The 2,070-nt window shown below is 58.8% G+C and carries 3 protein-coding genes; 1 reads left to right on the top strand and 2 read right to left on the bottom strand.

From position 1 onward, the window contains the following. Window positions 1-292 precede the first annotated feature (292 nt). Window positions 293-757 carry a DUF2231 domain-containing protein gene (locus QMK33_RS23295; protein WP_283567028.1) on the bottom strand — a complete coding sequence of 155 codons (465 nt, stop codon included), beginning with the start codon at window positions 755-757 and terminating at the stop codon, window positions 293-295. A 181-nt stretch (window positions 758-938) separates the two neighbouring features. Here QMK33_RS23295 and QMK33_RS23300 point away from each other — a divergent pair, with 181 nt between their 5' ends. Next, window positions 939-1,592 (top strand): Dps family protein, encoded by a 654-nt coding sequence (locus QMK33_RS23300; RefSeq protein WP_283567029.1) that lies wholly within the window; start codon window positions 939-941, stop codon window positions 1,590-1,592. 66 nt (window positions 1,593-1,658) lie between these two features. Here QMK33_RS23300 and QMK33_RS23305 read toward each other — a convergent pair whose 3' ends face one another. After that, window positions 1,659-1,922: a low affinity iron permease family protein gene (locus tag QMK33_RS23305; RefSeq protein WP_502867100.1), complete on the bottom strand. Its 264-nt coding sequence runs from the start codon at window positions 1,920-1,922 to the stop codon at window positions 1,659-1,661. Window positions 1,923-2,070 lie beyond the last annotated feature (148 nt).

The raw sequence follows: 2,070 nt of genomic DNA on the forward strand, positions 1-2,070 counted from the left end.
CTTCTTTCGCCAGTCCTCCAGGGTCTGGCGTTCCTCAGCGGTCAGAAACAAGCGATAAATTAGCATGACGAAAGCGCTTTTCTACGGAAAAGCCCACCAGACCCAATAAGGTTTTTCAACCACTACTTTTTATTATAGGATGGGTAAAAAGCTATTGAGGGAATAGAACAAGAACATCATACTGAACGCGATGAAGCCTCTCGCCCGTCTCATCCAACGAGGCGAAGAAGATGCTTCATCGTGTTCGGCATGACGTTCTTAATACAGTTACAGTTACAGTGTGCAGTGTCGCTCACAGCTCGTCGGGTGTGCCGTAACCCTCGCGGATTTCGGGGTGGCTGATTTGCCCGCCCAGGTTGCCCGCGCGGGCCAGCATGCCAAAGCTCAGCACCGCGCCCAGCAGCGTGGCCCACACAAACTGCCGCGCCCGCGCCGCCCGCTGCTGCAATTGCAGCGTGCTCAGCAGCGCCAGCGTGCCAGTGGCTACCAGCACCCAGTAGCCCGTGCGGGCCGTGGCGGCGTGGTGCTGAATGAGCGCCTGGCTCACGCGGGGCATGTCCTTCACAACCTGCGCCGCGCCCGCGCCGGTGAGCTGCGCCGGCAGCCCCACCACTACGGCCAGCACCAGCGCCCACAGCCCGGCGCGCAGCAGCGCGTCTTGCTTTTGCAGTAGGCCGGCCGCCAGCAGCAGTGCGCCCGCCAGGGCTCCAAAAATGGGGGCGTGGTTAAAAATCAGGTGCCAGTGGGCTTGGTTCATCGGGAAAAGTCGGGGAAATGGAAAACGGCTACCAGCAATGGCGGAGGAATGGGGCAATAAGGGCCCCAAAGGTAGGCTGACCCTCAACCCGCAGCCGCGCCCTGCGTACAGCAAATCGCTGGCGGGCCTTACTTGTTCCGCCGCTCTGCTACGTATTTTTTCTCATTAGTTCTTTTAGATTATGGCTACCAAAGCCCCCGCCAAAACCACCAAGGAAGGTGTGACCGACCTCAAAGGTGCCGGCCTGCCCCAGACCAACCCTGCCGTCAACATTCAGCCCCTGCTCAATCAGCAGCTGAAGGCCCCGGCCCCCACGCAGCGATTCGGCACCGTGAGCCAGCGCCTGCCCATCGGCCTCGACGACAACGTGCGCCAAGAGAGCGTAACGATGCTCAATCAACTGCTGGCCGATACCATGACGCTGCGCGACATGTACAAGAAACACCATTGGCAGGTAGTAGGCCCCACTTTTTATCAGTTGCACCTGCTTTATGATAAGCACTACGAGGAGCAGGCGACGCTGGTAGACAGCATTGCCGAGCGCATCCAGATTTTGGGTGGCGTGGCCGTGGCCATGGCCCACGACGTAGCCGAAACGACCAGCATTCCGCGCCCCCCGCGCGACCGCGAGGAGGCTCCCGTGCAGGTAAGCCGCCTGCTCGAAGCCCACCAGATTATCCTCAAAAACTGCCACGCCTACGCCAAAGTAGCCGACGATTCGGGCGATGATGGTACCAACGACTTGGTAGTGAGCGAAGTAATGCGCGCCAACGAGCTACAAGTGTGGTTCGTATCGGAGCACGTGGTAGAGTCGCCCCTGACCCGCGCCGAGTAAGGCTCGCCGCAGGCAAAAGCAAAAAGCCTGGCCAGTCGGCCAGGCTTTTTGCGTGTGGGCCCTGGGCTATTCGCGGTGGGCGGCCAGCTTGTCGTGGTGGTTGTCTTCGGCCTCTTCTACCGAGTGGGTTTGGCCTAGGTCATTGTCCAGCTTGGCTTTCTCGACCAGTAAGCTGTAAAAATCGTGAAGGAGGCGGATTTCCTCTTCCGAAAAATCCTGGGCGTTGATAAGGCGGTTGCTGGCTCCCTGCGTGGCGGCTATGAGTTCGTTGAGCTTGAGGTGCAGCACCAGCGAGTCCTTATTTTGGGAGCGCTGGATAAGAAAAACCATCAAAAATGTGATGATGGTAGTTGTATGGTCCCGGAGGATGGGGGAGGGATTTTGCGTCGTAGCTTTCAGGCCAACTTATGGGAAAACTACCACACGGCTGCGCCACAACAACGCCGGCAACTCGGCGCCTTATCCAGCAAAGTGCAGA

The organism is Hymenobacter sp. H14-R3 (genome assembly GCF_030063445.1).
In the GTDB taxonomy this organism is placed as follows: domain Bacteria; phylum Bacteroidota; class Bacteroidia; order Cytophagales; family Hymenobacteraceae; genus Hymenobacter.

Coding starts and splice junctions, on each gene's coding strand:
- QMK33_RS23295 (WP_283567028.1), bottom strand. CDS start 757: ATGAACCAAGCCCACTGGCACCTGATTTTTAACCACGCCCCCATTTTT.
- QMK33_RS23300 (WP_283567029.1), top strand. CDS start 939: ATGGCTACCAAAGCCCCCGCCAAAACCACCAAGGAAGGTGTGACCGAC.
- QMK33_RS23305 (WP_502867100.1), bottom strand. CDS start 1,922: ATGGTTTTTCTTATCCAGCGCTCCCAAAATAAGGACTCGCTGGTGCTG.